Genomic DNA, 15,565 nt, shown 5'->3' on the forward strand with positions numbered 1-15,565 from the left:
CGGCGCCGAGCGGCCACGCTCGTCTCGTATCGGCGCGCGCGTCACCCGGCGAACCGCCGTACGGCCTGTCCTCGGACGCCGACCCTCGCGTGGAAGACGCAGCCGGCCAGCGGGTCGTCACCGGGCGCCAGGCCCTCGCGTGAGGTGGTGATGAACAGCTCGTCGCCGTCCGGGCCGCCCAGGGCGCAGGCGGTGACCTGCCGCGCCGCGACGGTGACGACCTCGTCGAGCCGGCCGTCGGGGGCGTAGCGGCGTACGGCCGAGCCACCCCACAGCGCGACCCAGACGCCGCCCTCACCGTCGACGGTCAGCCCGTCCGGGGTGCCATCGGCCGGCGCGATCTCCGCGAAGGTCCGCCGGCGGGTCAGCCCACCGTCGGGCGACCAGTCGAACACGTCGATGCGACCCGTCGGAGTGTCCACGTAGTAGGCGGTGGTGCCGTCGGGGTGCCAGTCCAGTCCGTTCGAGATCGTCACCTCGGTCAGCTCACGGGTCACCGACAGGTCGGGGGCCAGCCGGTACAGCGCGCCGCGCCCGGGGCCGGCGTCGTAGGCCATCGACCCGCACCAGAAGCTGCCGTCCGGGGCACATGCGCCCTCGTTCATGCGTACGCCCGGGTCGGCCCAGACCGGCTCCAGCGGCCGTACCGACCCGTCCGGGTCGCGCAGCGCGAAGCCGCGCTCGACCCCGATGACCGCGCCACCGCCGATCCGCGGCCGCAGCGCCGCGGCGACGTCGCCGACGTGGTGGCGATCGACCCGTCCGTCCGGCTCCAGGCTCAGCACGTCGCCGGCCAGCATGTCCACCCATCGCAGGCGGCCGTCGGGCCACCAGACCGGTCCCTCGCCGTGCCGGGCGACGGGTGCGGTCACGGTCAGGGCCTCCACCAGCACCTCCGGGATATTTTCATAATTTATGTTGACGGGCCGTATCGCGCAGGTTAACACTGATGACCACCTCGATCGAGGTGGTCGGCAGGCCGATGGGCTCCGTCGTGTGTTGGAGGTTGGGTTGGATAGACGTCCCCGGCGCTGGGCCGCGCTTGTCGCGGCCGCCGCCGCACTTGTACTCGGCGTCTCGGCGTGCAGCAGTGGCACGGCGAGCGGCGGTTCCTCCGGTTCCGGCGGGTCGGTGAAGGGCAAGTCGCTGCGCGTCGGCGCGGTGTTCCTCGACTCGCAGGGCTTCTACGGCGGGGTCAAGGCCGGTTTCAAGTCCGCCGCCTCGGCCTCCGGCGCCAAGCTCAAGCTGATCGAGAGCAACCCCGGCGACGACGCGTCCAAGGAGGCGTCGTTCGTCTCCACGCTGGTCAGCTCCCGCGTGGACGCCCTGATCATCTCGGCCAGTTCCCAGACCGGCTCGGTGCCGGCCATCCGGTCCGCGGCCAAGGCCGGCATCCCGGTCATCTGTTACAACACCTGCATCGACCAGGCCGACCTCACTAAGTACGTGTCGGCCTACGTCCAGGGCGACCCGGTCGCCTTCGGCAGGAACACCGGCGAGGCGGCGGCCCGGTACTTCCTGAAGGCCGGCATCACGCACCCCAAGATCGCCGTCGTCAACTGCGAGTTCGTCCAGGTGTGCACGCAGCGCCGGCAGGGCTTCGAAGAGGCGCTGAAGGCCAAGGTGCCCGGCTACCAGCTCGTGTCGAACCAGGCCGGTACGACCGAGGACAAGTCCGTCAGCGTGGCGACCAACCAGATGCAGGCCCACCCGGACCTCGACGCGTTCTACGGCGAGTCCGGCGGGGCCACCTACGGCGCCTACAAGGCGATCCAGTCGGCGAACAAGGCCGGAAAGGTCGTCGTGTTCGGCAGCGACATGACCACCGACATCGCCAAGGCGCTCGCGGACGGCAAGGTGATCAAGAGCATCACCGACATCTCCGGCAAGGTCACCGGCAAGCTGGCCTGGGAGCAGGTCCAGCGGGTCCTCCAGGGCGACCACTCGCTGGGCAAGACCGTGGACGACCCGATCACCGGGTACACCGCGGACGACAAGCCGGCCGTGCAGCAGTGGCTGACGGCGCACGCGGACGGGCTGCCGTAACCATGGCGCCGATCAACGATCGACCTGTGGCCCGGGGCGCCGGGTCGGAGCACGGCTCCGACCCGGTGGCCCGGACCCGGGGGGCGGTCCGCCGGTACCCCGGCGTCCTCGCGCTCGATCACGTCGACTTCGAGGTGCGTCCCGGTGAGGTGCGCGCGCTGCTCGGCAAGAACGGCGCCGGCAAGTCGACGCTGATCCGGCTGCTGTCCGGGGTCGAGAAGGCCGACGAGGGCACGGTCGAGATCGCCGGCACGGTGCTCACCGGCGGCGGCAGCCGCGAGGCGAGCCAGCTCGGCGTCGCCACCGTGTACCAGGAGCTCAGCCTCATCCCGCAGCTCAGTGTGGCCGAGAACTACCACCTCGGCGCGCTGCCGACCGGCCGGGGCGGTCTCGTGCGGACCGCGCACATGAAGGACGCCGCGGACGCCGCGCTGGCCGAGCTCGGCGTACGGGTCGACCCGGGCATGCCCGTGGGCGCGCTGCCCGTGGCCGAGCAGCAGATGGTGGAGATCGCCCGGGCGCTCCGCGGATCGCCGAAGCTGCTGATCCTCGACGAGCCGACCAGCTCGCTGGCCGCCGCCGCGGTCGACGTGGTGCTGCAGGCGGTGACCCGGATCGCCGCGTCGGGCGTGGCCATCATCTACGTCAGCCACCGGCTGAACGAGATCAGGCAGATCGCGGACTCCGCGTCGGTCATGCGCGACGGCCGTCTCGTCGAGACCGTCGGTACGAAGGGCGCCAGCAGCGACGACATCGTGTCGCTGATGCTCGGCGACGCCGCGGGCGCCACCGAGGCGACGGCCCGCCACACGTCCGCGCCGGCGACGGACCGGCCCGTCGTGCTGTCGGTGCGCGAACTCGCGGTGCCGCCCAAGGTGCGCGAGGTCACCTTCGACCTGCATGAGGGCGAGATCCTCGGCATCGCCGGCGTGCTGGGATCGGGCCGCAGTGAGCTGCTCCGGTCGATCGCCGGTCTCCTGCCGCCCGCGTCCGGCACCCTCACGGTCTTCGGTGAGGAGCTTCGCCGCTGGTCGGTCCGGGACATGATCCGCCGCGGGGTCGGGTTCACCCCGGAGGAGCGCAAGACCGACGGCATCGTCCCGCTGCTCGGCGTCGACGAGAACATCGTCCTCGCCGATCGCCGCTCGGTGCGCCGGGGACCGCTGCTGTCCGGCCGGCGTCAGCGGGCGGCGGCCGCGAAGCTGGTCTCCGCGCTGTCGGTCCGCACCCCGGACGTCGGCGTGCCGATCGGCGCGCTGTCGGGCGGCAACCAGCAGAAGGCCGTGATCGCCCGGTGGCTGCACCGCGGCAGTCGCGTCCTGCTGCTCGACGAGCCGACCCGCGGCGTCGACGTGCAGGCCAAGGCCCAGATCTACGACCTGGTGCGCGAACTGGCCGGCGACGGCGTCAGCATCGTGTTCGTCTCGAACGAGCTCGAGGAACTGCCGCTGGTCTGCAGCCGCGTCGTCGTGCTGCGCGACGGTGCGATCGCCGCGGAGCTGACCGGCGCCGACATCACCGAATCGGCAATCTTCGCCGCCACCCTGGCCGATGGAACCGGGAGCGCGGCCGCGTCCACCACCGGGGAGTCAATGTGAGTTCGACCGCGCAGACGCAGACGGCGCCCGCCGAGGCGCAGCGGCAGGTACGCCGGCTGAGCCTCAGCCGGGGCGTCAATGAGCTCGGCCTGCTCGCCGCCATCATCCTGCTGTACATCGTGCTGGGCGCGAAGGCGGGCGGCTTCCTCACCAGCGGCAACCAGCTGGGCATCCTGCGCGACGCCGCCCAGATCGGGATCGCCGCCTGGGGCATGACCCTGGTCATCATCGCCGGTGACATCGACATCTCGATCGGCCCGGCGGTGGCGTTCGGGTCGGTCATGGTGGCCAAGGGCGCCACGGGCTGGGGGCTCGGGGTGCCGCTGGCCGTCGTCGTGACGCTGCTGATCGGCACCGCGATCGGCGCGTTCGCCGGCTTCCTGCGGGCGCGGTTCAACGTGCCGTCCTTCATCGCCACGCTGGGCGTGTACAGCGCCCTGCGCGGCCTCGCCCAGTTCATCAGCAACGCGCTGCCGGTCCCGCTGCCGAACTCGGGGTTCTTCGACTTCCTGGCCGGATCGATCGCCGGGGTGCCGACCCCGGCCGTGGTGATGATCCTGCTTCTGGTCGTCTTCCTCCTCATCGCGTTGAAGACGCCGTACGGCCGGGCGGTCTACGCGCTGGGCGGCAACCCCCGCGCCGCCGAGCTGGCCGGCATCCCGGTCAAGCGGATCCGGATCTCGCTGTTCGCCGTGAACGGTCTCCTCGCCGCCATCACCGGTGTGCTGCTCGCCGCCCGCCTCGGCTCGGGCAACGGCGGGTCGGCGATGGGCCTGGAGTTCGACGTCATCGCGGCGGTCGTCATCGGCGGCACGGCGCTGGCCGGTGGTTCGGGCTCGATCCTGGCCACCGCTCTGGGCGTCATCTTCATCACGCTGATCGGCAACGGCCTGGTCCTGCTGGGCGTCAACCAGTTCCTCCAGGACGTCGTACGCGGCGTGATCATCGTGCTCGCCGTGCTCGTCAACGTCCTGCTCGGCCGCCGCAACCGATTGACCTCCTGATGACAACCACCATCGACATCGACATGAAGGTGTGATCGTGTCCGATATTCCGCAGCGCATGCGCGGCGTATACCTGCCCGGCGACTCCACCGCGGTCGTCCGCGACGTCGAGGTCCCCGAGCCGGGCCCGGGCGAGCTGCTGGTACGTGTCGGCGCGTCCGGCATCTGCGGCAGCGACATCGGCTACATCTACCGCGGCTACAAGGGCCATCGCGGTGAGGAGGGCGCGGCGTACCGCGGCGTGGTGGCCGGGCACGAGCCGGCCGGGACCGTCGTCGCCGCCGGCCCGCAGACGCGGCGCTTCGGCGCCGGCGACCGGGTCCTGGCGTACCACATCGTCGGGTGCGGGGTGTGCCACAACTGCCGGGGCGGCTGGATGATCAGCTGCACCGGAGCGGCCCGCGCGGCCTACGGCTGGCAGCGCGACGGCGGCCACGCCGACTACATCCTCGTGGACGAACGCACCGCGATCGCGCTTCCGGACGAGCTGTCGTTCGTCGACGGCGCGCTGATCGCCTGTGGCTTCGGCACCGCGTACGAGGGGCTGCACCGGCTGGGCGTCACCGGTGCCGACGACGTGGTCGTGGTGGGTCTCGGCCCGGTCGGCCTGGCGGCGGCGATGATCGCCCGGGGCATGGGCGCGCGGCGTGTCATCGGCGTCGAGCCCAGCGCCGTACGGCGCGGCTGGGCCGACGGCCTGGACCTGTTCGACGCGACCGCCCACCCGGACGACGCCGCCGAGGCGGTCGCCCAGGCGACCTCCGGAGTCGGCGCCCAGGCCGTCATCGACTGCTCGGGCAGCCGGGCCGGCCGCAGCACCGCGATCGAGTCGGCGGCCGAGTGGGGCCGGGTGTCGCTGGTCGGTGAGGGCGGGACGCTGGAGACCGAGGTGTCCGACGCCCTGCTGCACAAGCAGCTCACGCTGTACGCGTCGTGGGTCACCTCGGTGCAGGGGATGGAGCGGATCACCGCCGACCTGGTGCGCTGGGGCCTGCGCCCGGAGGCGGTCGTCAGCGACCGCTTCGACCTCGACCGGGCCGACGACGCGTACCGGCTCGCGGCGGGAGAGAGCCGGGGCAAGGTCGTGCTGATCCCGGGGTACCAGGCTCATGACTGACGTCCCATCCGGGTCCGTCGAGGTCGCCGTCGACAGGTCCGGGCCCGACGAGGTCGTCTGGCTGCGCGCCGGAGCGATCGAGGTCGGCGCCGTACCCGCGCTGGGCGGGCGCATCCTCGCGCTCCGCCTCGCCGGCCACGAGACGCTCTACCGCAACGACGCGCTGCTCGACGAACGCCTGCACCGCCGCCCCGACCACGGCCCGGAGCCCGACGGCACGATGGCCACCTGGCGCAACTACGGCGGCGACAAGACCTGGCCGGCCCCGCAGGGCTGGGACGGTCCCGGGCAGTGGGCCGGCCCGCCCGACCCCGTACTGGACTCGGGCCCCTACGACTGGACGGTCGCCGAGTACGGCGAGCGCGCACGGCTCACCATGACCAGCGGCGCCGATCTACGCAGCGGGCTGACCGTCGTACGCGAGGTCGACGTCGAGACCGGCACCAGCACGGTCACGGTCACCCACCGGCTGGTCAACACCGGTGACCGCCCGGTGCGCTGGGCGCCGTGGAACGTGCTCCAGTTGCCGGGACCGGAGGCCGGCACCGGCGACGGCTGGTTCGCCGGGGTGGACGACGGCGCGGTACCGGTGCGCGGGCTGCTCGCCGGCACCGGCCTGCCGACGTGGACGGTCGACGCGGGCGTCGCCCACGTCGCCGGTCAGGACGTCGTCGGGAAGCTGGCGCTGCCCGGGGCGTCCGGCTGGCTCGCCACGGTCCGTGACGGGCACACCGTCACCCAGCACTTCGCCGTCGACCCGGCGGGGCGGTACCCCGACGAGGGGGCGCGCGCCGAGGTGTGGCTGGAGTGCCCGCAGGAGCGGGGCATCGAGTCGCTCGGCGGCCTGCGCCCCACCGCCCGGATCCTGGAGAGCGAGGTGGTGGGCCGGCTCGCGGACCTCGCGCCCGGCGAGCACACCGAGCTGACGGTACGTCTGTCGGTGTGCCGCGGCGCCGGTACGCCGCGCCGCGTCCGCCCGGCCGGCGTCGTGCTGCGCGGGCTCACCGCGGAGGACACCGGCAACGGCCTGCGGCTCACCGGTGACTTCGCCGCCTTCGCCGACGGCGACGTGGTCTGCCGGCTCCTCGGCGCCGACGGCCGGCCGCTCGCCGAGCATCCCGTCGCGACCGCCCGTGCCGGTGAGGAGCTGTCGCTCGACGTGCGCCTCGCGGCCCCGGCCGGAGCGCACGCCGTCGAGCTCCGGGTGGCGCGTCCGGACGGCCCCGCGTCGGCACTCGATACTGCGATGATCAGGCCGACGCTGCGAGACTCTGGGAGTACCTCATCGTGACAGCTTCGGATTTCGACCGGCGCGTCGTCGCCGTGACCGGCGCGGCCGCCGGCATCGGAGCGGCGACCGCCCGGCACGTCGCCGCGCAGGGTGCGGCGGTGCTGGTGTGCGACATCGATCCGCGCGGTGAACAGGTCGTCGCCGAGATCGCCGCCGCCGGCGGCACCGCCGCCCACATCGCCGCCGACGCCGCCTCGGAGGCCGACTGGCAGCGGGTCGCCGACCTCGCGGCCGACCGGTTCGGCGGTCTCGACGTCCTGGTCAGCAACGCGGCCACCGTCGAGGTGGCACCCGCGGACCGGATGAGCCTGGCGTCGTGGGACCGGCAGCTCGCCGTGAACCTGACCGGGACCTTCCTCGGCGTCCGGGCCTGCCTGCCGTGCCTGCGCGAGAGGCGCGGCAATGTCGTCGTCGTCTCCTCGGTGCACGCCGTCGTCGGCCTGCCCGGCCACCCCGCCTACGCGGCGGCCAAGGGCGGGCTCACCGCGCTCACCCGGCAGCTCGCGGTCGAGTACGGGCCCGAGGTGCGGGTCAACTGCGTACTGCCCGGCCCGATCCTGACCCAGGCGTGGGACCGGGTCTCCGAACCGGACCGTCAGGCGAGCATCGAGGCCACCGTCCTGCGCCGGTTCGGACGGCCCGAGGAGGTCGCCGAGGCGATCGGGTTCCTGGCGTCCACCCGGGCCGCCTTCGTCACCGGTACGACCCTGACCGTCGACGGCGGCTGGAGCATCGTGAAGGACTCGGCATGAGTGAGCGGAGCGAGCGAATCGTGAGCACAGCGCCTCTGGTCACTCCTCCGACGAAGGAGGGCGCATGAGCGCCCGGGTCGAGCCGGCGTCCGAGCCGGACGACGGGTCATCGACCCGCGCCTCGATGAGCCGCCGTCGTGGAGTGCACGCCGAGGTCGTCGAGATCATCGGCCATCGCATCGTGAGCGGCGAGCTGCCCGAAGGCGCCACCATCAACGTCAACGCGCTCGAGGAAGAACTCGACATCAGCCTGACGGCGGTGCGGGAGGCGTTGAAAGTGCTGGGCGCAAAGGGACTCGTGTACGCGCGGCAGAAGCGGGGCACGTTCGTCCAGCCGCGCGCCAACTGGCACATGCTGGACGCGGACGTCATCCGGTGGCGGTTCGCCGACGGCGTCGACCACCGGTTCCTGGCGCAGCTCGACGAGGTGCGCGAGATCATCGAGCCGGCGGCGGCGCGGCTCGCCGCCGAACGCCGCACCGACGCCGACCTCGAACGGCTGGAGCGCGCGCTGAACGCGATGGTGGCGGCCGACGGCCCCGAGCAGGCGGTCTCCGCGGACCTGGCCTTCCACCGGGCGCTGCTGGTCGCGGCGCAGAACGAACTACTGGAACAGATGGAGATCGTGCTGGAGGTCGGCCTCGCCCGACGTGACCAGATCGTGCATGCGGCCGGCCACATCGACGACGCGATCCCCAGCCACACGGCGGTGCTGGAGGCGGTTCGCGCCGGTGACCCCGTCGCGGCCGAGCGGGCCGTACGGGACCTGCTGACCAAGGCGCAGGTCGACTCGCAGCGGGCCGCGGCATCGCGACAGCACGGGAGGGTGCCGCGTGAAGATTGACCGGATCGAGACCTTCCTCGTCCCGCCTCGGTGGCTGTTCTGCCGCGTCGAGACCGACGACGGCCTCGTCGGCTGGGGCGAGCCCGTCGTCGAGGGGCGCGCGGAGGTCGTCCGCACCGCGGTGGAGCTCTTCGCGGAGTACCTGGTCGGCCGCGATCCCATGCGCATCCAGGACCACTGGCAGGTGATGACCAAGGGCGGCTTCTACCACGGCGGCCCTGAGCTCTCCAGCGCGGTGGCCGGGCTGGACCAGGCCCTGTGGGACATCGCCGGGAAGTCGCTCGGCCTGCCGGTGCACGCCCTGCTCGGCGGTCATGTCCGCGACCGGGTCCGGATGTACTCCTGGGTCGGCGGCGACGAGCCCGCGGAGCTCCGCGACGCGGTCCAGGAACAGATCGAGCACGGCTTCACCGCGGTCAAGATGAACGCCTCCGGCCGGTTCCCGTCCGCGGCCTCGCCGGCCGACACCCGGGCGGTGATCGAGCGCGCGGAGACGGTCCGCGCGGTCCTCGGGCCGGAGCGCGACATGGCCCTGGACTTCCACGGCCGGGTCAGCGTCGCCGACGCCAAGCGGCTGCTCGTCGCGCTCGAGCCGTTGCACCCGCTGTTCGTCGAGGAGCCCGTGCTGCCCGAGCACGGCGGGCGGCTCGCCGAGGTCGTCGCGTCCAGCAGCGTGCCCGTCGCGTGCGGGGAGCGGCTCTACTCGCGGTCGGAGTTCCTGGGGCCGCTCCAGGCGGGCATCGCGGTGGCGCAGCCGGACCTGTCGCACGCCGGCGGCATCACCGAGGTCCGCCGGATCGCGGCCCTGGCCGAGACGTTCGACGTGCTGCTCGCCCCGCACTGCCCGCTCGGGCCGATCGCGCTGGCGGCGAGCCTGCAGGTGGCGTTCACGACGCCGAACTTCCTGATCCAGGAGCAGAGCGCCGGCATCCACTACAACCAGGGCGCCGACCTGCTCGACTACGTCACCGACCGCAGCCCGTTCGACTTCACGGGCGGTTACGCGTCGCTGCCCACCGGTCCCGGCCTCGGCGTCGAGATCGACGAGGCGAGCGTCCGGCGTGCCGACGAGAACGGCCACGCCTGGCGCAACCCGATCTGGCGCGACAAGGACGGAGCGTTCACCGCATGGTAGCCACCGACGAATTCCGATCGCTGCTCCGGCGCGACGGGCTGCTGGCGATCGTCCGCGGCACCGACCCCGAGGCGTGCTTCGCCTCGGTCCAGGTGCTCGCCGATGCAGGTATCCGGCTGGTCGAGGTGTCCCTCACCAGCACTGACGCCGTGAAGGTCATCGAGCGGCTGGCGGCCGCCGGGCTCGGGATCACCCTCGGCGCCGGAACCGTGCTCACCGCGGCCGACGCCCGCCGCGTCCAGGACGCCGGCGCCGCGTTCGTCGTCACGCCCGGCGCCTCGCCCGGCGTCGCCGAGGCGGCCCGGCTCGGCCTGCCGGTCCTCGCGGGATGCCTCACCCCGAGCGAGGTGATCGCGGCGGACCAGGCCGGCCACATCGTCAAGCTGTTCCCCGCGTCGACGTACGGCCCGTCGTACCTGCGCGCACTGCGCGACCCGTTGCCGCACACCGACGTCGTACCGGTCGGCGGGGTCGACCTGGACACCGCGCGGGAGTACCTGTCCTGCGGGGCGATCGCCGTGGGCGCCGGGTCGCCCCTGCTCGGCGACGCGCCGCACGGCGGGGACCTGACGGCGCTCGCCGCGCGGGCGGCGCGCTTCCGCACCGCCGTCGACGAGGCGCGCCGCCCATGACCGACGTCCTCACCGTCGGCGAGACCATGGCCTCGATGCGGGCGGGCGCGCCCCTGCGGCTCGGCGGGCCGATGTCGCTGTCGATCGCGGGCGCGGAGAGCAACGTCGCCATCGGCCTCGCCCGGCTCGGCCACGGCGCCGGCTGGGTGGGCGTCGTCGGCGCCGACGAGCTCGGCACGCTCGTACTCCGGACGCTGCGCGCCGAGGGCGTCACGCTGGAGGCGGCCCGCGTCGATCCGGACCGCCCGACGGGTGTGATGGTCGTCGAACGCCGCATCGGCGACCTGAGCAGCGTCATCTACCACCGCTCCGGGTCCGCCGGCTCGACCGTGTCCGCCGAGGACGTCGCGGCCGGCTTCCGCGTACCGCCGTCCTGGGTGCACCTGACCGGGATCACGCCCGCGCTCGGCGAGCCGGCACGGGGAGCCGTCGACGCCGCCGTCGCCCGGGCGCGCGACACCGGCGTACCGGTCAGCCTCGATGTGAACTTCCGGCGCCGGCTGTGGACGGAGGACGCGGCCGCGGAGTGCCTGCGCCGGCTGGCGCCCCGGACGCGCCTGCTGATCGCCTCTGAGGACGAACTGCACCTGGCGGCGCCGGCCGGCGCCCGTACCGAGGAGGACCGGGTCGCCGCGCTGCTCGACGCCGGCGTCGCCGAGGTCGTCGTCAAGCGCGGAGCGCGCGGCGCGTCACTGTACGGCGCCGGCGGCCGGGTCGACCGCCCGGCCCGTACGGTGCAGGTCGCCGACACGATCGGCGCGGGCGACGCGTTCGTCGCGGGGCTGCTGTCCGCGACGCTCGACGACCTCGACGTGTCCGCCCGGCTCGAGCGGGCGGTCGCCTGCGGGGCGTTCGCCGTGGCCTCGGCCGGCGACTGGGAGGGCCTGCCGACCCGCGCCGACCTGGCCCTGCTCGACCTCGAGGCCGGCACCGCCCAGCGGTGACGAGCACATCGTCAGCACTCTCACCTGTGCCGCATTCGCTCGATCGTTCCCGCGCGCTTGCCTCTCGGCCCGCTTGAGAGCGACCACGACCTCGAGTCAGAAAGTGACGCCTCTTCCTCGGACCGTGGCGACAACGCGGGCGGAGACGACGAGGGAGAAGTTGACGAGCAGCACGTGAGGCTGATTGCTCCCCTGCTCGGCGACCAACAGCCGCGCCACCGCTCCATCCTGCATCCAGCCCACCAGCTGATCTTCCGTAGGGGGCTCGTCGTGGAGTAGCAGCTTCCAATCCGTCGTCTGTCCCACCACCCGCAGATGAAGCTCGGTCATGGGCTTGGAAACAGGCATCTCAACCCCGCAGTCGCCTCTGAGCACAGTCTATGACCTGGGACGCGGCCGGGGACCGTGGTGAGACCGCATGGACGGGGCCCACGCCCTCGCGCAGGAGCCGACGCACAGAAAAGTGCATGGGAAATGTCGCGCGGCCGTGGCGGCCGCCACCTCGGTGACGTGGCGGCGGCACACCGGGTCAGGACAACGACGCCCGCTTCACGCGCCGGCCGTGCGCATCGCCGCGGGGCGCGGGGAGCGGCGGTTCCGCGGGCGGCGGCGGCCCGGCGCAGAGTCGCCGTTTCGGGAGCCCGTGGGGGCCGGAGAGGGAAGCGTCACGGGGATGCCGGAGGGCGTGCGGGCACCGGTGATGCGACTGAGTTCGGCATCGCCGGACCGCACACGCGTGGACTGCGGCGTGATGCCGGCGGTGGCCATCAGCCGGTCCATGTCGCGGCGCTGGCCGGGCAGGACCAAGGTGACCACGGTGCCGGATTCGCCGGCGCGGGCGGTGCGGCCGCCCCGGTGCAGGTAGTCCTTGTGGTCGTTGGGCGGATCGACGTTGACGACCAGATCCAGTCCGTCGATGTGGATGCCGCGCGCGGCGACGTTGGTGGCGACCAGGACGGTGACGTCTCCGGTGCGGAACTGCTCCAGCGTGCGATTACGCTGCGGCTGGGACTTGCCGCCGTGCAGCGCCGCGGCGCGTACACCTCCGCTGAGGAGCTTGCGGGTCAGCCGGTCCGCGGCGTGCTTCATGTCGACGAACATGATGACGCGGCCATCGCGGGCGGCGATGTGTGCGGTCGTGTCGTGCTTGTCCGCCTCCGTGACGTGCAGCAGGTGGTGCTCCATGGTGGTCACCGCCCCCGCCGACGGGTCGACCGAGTGGGTCACCGGATCGGTGAGGAAGCGGCGGACCAGACGGTCGACGTTGCGGTCGAGGGTCGCGGAGAACAACATCCGCTGGCCTCCCGGGGCCACCTGCTCCAGCAGCGCGGTGACCTGCGGCAGGAAACCCATGTCGGCCATTTGATCCGCCTCGTCCAAGACGGTGACGCGTACGTGGTCCAGACGGCAGGCGCCTCGGTTGATCAGATCCGCGAGCCGCCCCGGAGTGGCGACCAGGATCTCCGCGCCCCGGTTGAGGGCGGCGGCCTGCCGTGAGATCGACACGCCCCCGACGACGGTGGCCGATCGAAGGTCGACGGACCTGGCGTAGGGGGTGAGGGCTTCGGTGACCTGCTGGGCCAGTTCCCGGGTGGGAACGAGCACCAAGGCCAGCGGCTTACGCGGCTCAGCGCGCCGACCGGCGCTTCGAGCGAGCATCGCCAGGCCGAACGCGAGGGTCTTTCCGGAGCCGGTACGGCCACGGCCGAGGACATCGCGGCCGTTCAGGGCGTCCGGAAGGGTCGCGGCCTGGATGGGGAACGGTTCCGTCACGCCTTGCCGGGCCAAAGTGGACAGCAGGGCCGCCGGCATCTCCAGCTCGGCGAACGACGCGACCGGGGGGAGGGGCGGCGTCGAGCTCACGGTGCGCGCGAAGTCGCTCTGCCGGGCGGCCGGTCGGCGCGGAGCCCCGGTACGGGAGTGCGGGGAGCGACTGTGGGACGGACGGGTGTGATGGGTCATGCTGAACCTTCCTGAAAGCGGCACGTTTCGAGGAAGGCTCCTCAGCCCCTGGCCTGAAGCAATCGCAAGAACGAACCAAAGTGAGCCGCGAAACAGCGCCGAAGCCGAAGAGGCGCGGGCGTCAAGACGGCCGATGCCCCTCGCGGAAGGGCGGCTGAGGGCCGAACTCAGATCGTGCTGCACACCGGCCGGCGGCCGGGGACAGGGGGCCGGGCGGCGGATCTCCGCCAAAGGGCCGCGCCCTGGAACGGCAACCGTCGTTACCGTGGGAAAAGAAGAAATCGAGACCGGTGAGCAGGGCCCGAACCATTACGTACGGGCCCTGCGACACACCGCGTCATCTCAGGCGGGAACGATGTTCTCCGCCTGGAGGCCCTTCTGGCCCTGCGTGATGTCGAACTGGACCTTCTGGCCCTCCTGCAGCTCACGGAAGCCCTGAGCCGCGATGTTGGAGTAGTGGGCGAAGACGTCGGAGCCGCCGCCGTCCTGCTCGATGAAGCCGAAGCCCTTTTCCGCGTTGAACCACTTCACGGTGCCGGTAGCCATATCTGTTTCCTTCCGGGGTCTTGACGGAGCCCGCACCTTGCGAGCCTCGCGTCGCCGTAATGACCCCACCCGGATGACTCCGGTGCAACAAAAATGCGCCTGAGGTTAGAACCAGCAGGCGCACATAAAGTCTATGGGAACCACAACTGCAACTCTGTCACACTACCACCGACAGACGAAGCGAGCAACCTGGCCGGCCGCCTCCGCGCCTCCGGCCGTCCTCCTGTTCCATCGAGGACCTGCACACCATCGTGGTCTCGGTCACGGCCAGTGGTCCCCGGACGACGATCCGGGGACCACCCTGCGTTCAGGACGGAGGCGGCGTGCCCCGCCCCTCAACGACTCGTTCCCTCACCACCGGCTCGACGTCAGTGGCCGAAGCAGAACCAGTTGATGTTGATGAAGTCCCAGATCTGGTCGCTCTTGAACCTCAGGTACACGTTGTGCACTCCCGTGACCCCGCTCGCGCCGACCGAGACCGTCGACCAGTTCTGCCATCCCCCGGTGTTGACGGTGTAGAGGGTGGCGATGGGCGCGCTTCCCGGATCGTCCAGCACCACCTCGACCCGCCCGTATCCCTCGGGCTTGTCGGTCGCGATGCGGGCGTAGAGCTGCGTCGCGGGCGTGGACCCGAAGTCGATCCTCTTGTACAGCGCCCAGTCACCGCTGGCCGCCGAGGCGATGTTCCGGCCGCCGCCGATGTCTTTCGAGTTCTCGGTGCTCAGGTGCTTCGACCGCCGGGCGAACGACTCGGCCTGGATCGTGCTGTAGGCGCTGCGTCCGCCCCTCGCGGGCGCCTTATCGCCAGAGGATCCGGACGTGGGGCTCTTGGTCGGCCGCACGCTCCGGACGAAGCGGCGGGTCGGCGAGGGTGTCGCCGTCGCTGCCGGTGATGCCGTCGGCGTCACCGGCACGATGTAGGGCGCCGTCTCGCCGCCCTGCTGCGCCGCCACCTCGGCGGGAGTCATCCGCCTCGGAGACGCGGATCGCGCCGCGCCCGCCTTCTTCTGGGTGTGAACCGTGCCGCCGGCGGCGGCCGCGTTGACGCCGGCCGGCGGCGAGGCCGGGACCTGCTGCCCGCCGGTCACCTGGGGCTGGGCGGACACGGGCGGTGTCGTCTTGCCATTCGGCCCCTTCGTGCGCGGCGCGATCCTTCCCGGGACGACGGGCTGCCCGGCGGCGTTACCCGGAGCCGATGAGCCCGGGGTCGGCGCTCCCGGACTGATCGTGACGCCGATGGCGGACCCCGGCGCCTGCACGGACGGGTTCGCACGGCCGTTCTGCGCGGCCAGGGCCAGCTGACGCGTGTGCTCGGAGGCATCCTGCTTGTGGTGGTACGAGGCCATCGCGCCGAGGCCGAAGGCCGCTCCGGCGACCACGATCAACGCGGCCCCGCCCGCCAGGACCCGCGGGCCCAGCTGCGGCCGCGAACTCGGCTGCCAGGCCGTTCGGGTGAAGGCGTTGACGAGCTCGGCGCGTTCCTGGCGCCGGCGTTCGTTCTCCTTCAGGTCGCTCAACTGTTGTCTCCTCAATGTGACAGAGCGGATCAAACGGGGTGATGAAGTGAGGTGCCGGCGGATCTCGCCGTGCCGGCGCCTCCGGACAGGGGTCGGGTCAGGAGAAGGGCCACACGTCGCCGGTGCTGCCGCCCGGTCGGGTTCTGACGTCCACGTGTGCTTCCTTGATCTGTTCTT

Annotated in this window: 15 protein-coding genes; 10 read left to right on the forward strand and 5 right to left on the reverse strand. The window is 72.2% G+C overall.

Annotated elements, in window-relative coordinates; translation table 11 throughout:
* Positions 1 to 41: 41 nt before the first annotated feature.
* Positions 42 to 893, reverse strand: a complete 852-nt coding sequence (locus tag NE234_RS39965; protein ID WP_252786324.1) for an SMP-30/gluconolactonase/LRE family protein — start codon at positions 891 to 893, stop codon at positions 42 to 44.
* 118 nt (positions 894 to 1,011) lie between these two features.
* On the opposite strand from NE234_RS39965, the gene NE234_RS39970 reads away from it, so the two are divergent.
* From NE234_RS39970 to NE234_RS40015, 10 genes are all read left to right on the forward strand, one after another.
* Positions 1,012 to 2,046, forward strand: a complete 1,035-nt coding sequence (locus NE234_RS39970; RefSeq protein ID WP_252786326.1) for a substrate-binding domain-containing protein — start codon at positions 1,012 to 1,014, stop codon at positions 2,044 to 2,046.
* Between the two features lie 26 nt (positions 2,047 to 2,072).
* Entirely contained in the window at positions 2,073 to 3,644 is a 1,572-nt protein-coding gene (locus NE234_RS39975) for a sugar ABC transporter ATP-binding protein (protein WP_252786328.1), read from the forward strand.
* The gene (locus NE234_RS39980; RefSeq protein ID WP_252786330.1) at positions 3,641 to 4,648 is read left to right on the forward strand and encodes an ABC transporter permease; all 1,008 of its coding nucleotides are present in this window, start codon (positions 3,641 to 3,643) and stop codon (positions 4,646 to 4,648) included. The genes NE234_RS39975 and NE234_RS39980 overlap by 4 nt, the downstream gene beginning before the upstream one ends.
* Positions 4,649 to 4,685: 37 nt before the next feature.
* Entirely contained in the window at positions 4,686 to 5,765 is a 1,080-nt protein-coding gene (locus tag NE234_RS39985) for a zinc-dependent alcohol dehydrogenase family protein (RefSeq protein ID WP_252786332.1), read from the forward strand.
* A complete protein-coding gene (locus tag NE234_RS39990; protein WP_252786334.1) occupies positions 5,758 to 7,056 on the forward strand; it encodes a DUF4380 domain-containing protein in 1,299 nt (432 codons plus the stop codon). Before NE234_RS39985 ends, NE234_RS39990 begins: the two co-directional genes overlap by 8 nt.
* A complete protein-coding gene (locus tag NE234_RS39995; protein WP_252786336.1) occupies positions 7,053 to 7,808 on the forward strand; it encodes an SDR family NAD(P)-dependent oxidoreductase in 756 nt (251 codons plus the stop codon). The genes NE234_RS39990 and NE234_RS39995 overlap by 4 nt, the downstream gene beginning before the upstream one ends.
* Positions 7,809 to 7,872: 64 nt before the next feature.
* Positions 7,873 to 8,652, forward strand: a complete 780-nt coding sequence (locus NE234_RS40000) for a FadR/GntR family transcriptional regulator (protein WP_252786338.1) — start codon at positions 7,873 to 7,875, stop codon at positions 8,650 to 8,652.
* On the forward strand, positions 8,642 to 9,787 hold the full coding sequence (gene dgoD / locus NE234_RS40005; RefSeq protein ID WP_252786342.1) for a galactonate dehydratase: 1,146 nt from the start codon (positions 8,642 to 8,644) through the stop codon (positions 9,785 to 9,787). The genes NE234_RS40000 and dgoD overlap by 11 nt, the downstream gene beginning before the upstream one ends.
* Positions 9,781 to 10,419, forward strand: a complete 639-nt coding sequence (locus NE234_RS40010; protein WP_252786344.1) for a bifunctional 4-hydroxy-2-oxoglutarate aldolase/2-dehydro-3-deoxy-phosphogluconate aldolase — start codon at positions 9,781 to 9,783, stop codon at positions 10,417 to 10,419. The genes dgoD and NE234_RS40010 overlap by 7 nt, the downstream gene beginning before the upstream one ends.
* On the forward strand, positions 10,416 to 11,363 hold the full coding sequence (locus tag NE234_RS40015; RefSeq protein ID WP_252786345.1) for a sugar kinase: 948 nt from the start codon (positions 10,416 to 10,418) through the stop codon (positions 11,361 to 11,363). Before NE234_RS40010 ends, NE234_RS40015 begins: the two co-directional genes overlap by 4 nt.
* A gap of 96 nt (positions 11,364 to 11,459) precedes the next feature.
* On the opposite strand, the gene NE234_RS40020 is transcribed toward NE234_RS40015, so the two are convergent.
* The 4 genes from NE234_RS40020 to NE234_RS40035 form a co-directional block, all read right to left on the reverse strand.
* The gene (locus NE234_RS40020) at positions 11,460 to 11,711 is read right to left on the reverse strand and encodes a hypothetical protein (protein WP_252786347.1); all 252 of its coding nucleotides are present in this window, start codon (positions 11,709 to 11,711) and stop codon (positions 11,460 to 11,462) included.
* A gap of 201 nt (positions 11,712 to 11,912) precedes the next feature.
* Entirely contained in the window at positions 11,913 to 13,325 is a 1,413-nt protein-coding gene (locus tag NE234_RS40025; RefSeq protein WP_252786349.1) for a DEAD/DEAH box helicase, read from the reverse strand.
* Between the two features lie 342 nt (positions 13,326 to 13,667).
* Positions 13,668 to 13,871 carry a cold-shock protein gene (locus NE234_RS40030; RefSeq protein WP_252786350.1) on the reverse strand — a complete coding sequence of 68 codons (204 nt, stop codon included), beginning with the start codon at positions 13,869 to 13,871 and terminating at the stop codon, positions 13,668 to 13,670.
* A 368-nt stretch (positions 13,872 to 14,239) separates the two neighbouring features.
* Positions 14,240 to 15,388, reverse strand: coding sequence for a carbohydrate-binding protein (locus tag NE234_RS40035; protein ID WP_252786351.1), 1,149 nt, complete (start codon positions 15,386 to 15,388; stop codon positions 14,240 to 14,242).
* Positions 15,389 to 15,565: the final 177 nt, after the last annotated feature.

It is taken from the genome of Actinoallomurus rhizosphaericola (genome assembly GCF_024055675.1).
GTDB classification, from domain to species: Bacteria; Actinomycetota; Actinomycetes; order Streptosporangiales; family Streptosporangiaceae; genus Actinoallomurus; species Actinoallomurus soli.